1 protein-coding gene is annotated in these 400 nt (G+C 38.0%); it reads left to right on the forward strand.

The annotated features are described in order from the left end of the window. Window positions 1-376: YpmS family protein (locus CP370_RS09455; RefSeq protein ID WP_143467904.1), on the forward strand; the 376-nt coding region annotated here is incomplete at its 5' end. Window positions 377-400 lie beyond the last annotated feature (24 nt).

Genomic DNA, 400 nt, shown 5'->3' on the forward strand with positions numbered 1-400 from the left:
TGATCCATCTTTACGTCATCAATTTCGCTTTGAAATGCAAAAAAAAGGTATGATGTTGTACGGCACATATAAGCTTTTTGGTCAATCTGTTGATTTCGGTATGAGAATGACACCAGAAGTTACAAAGCATGGTGGGATATTACTTCATGCAGATTCAGTTGCTGTGGGACAATTACCTTTGCCTGTGAAATATGTGATGGACTATTTTGGTAAAAAAGTCGATCTACCTAATTGGTTGACATTGGATGCACAGAAAAAAACGTTGTTAATTGATTTAGGTAGGGCACCAAAGGTACAAGGTGTCCATGTGAAGGCAGTTCAAATTAATCCCGAAAAGGATAAGTTTGTGTTCAGAGGAGGATTTTCAGACAAATGAGACGCCCATTTTTCCAATGGCTAA

Origin of the sequence: Lactobacillus sp. UMNPBX19, from assembly GCF_002553805.1 — a bacterium.
Classification (GTDB): domain Bacteria; phylum Bacillota; class Bacilli; order Lactobacillales; family Lactobacillaceae; genus Lactobacillus.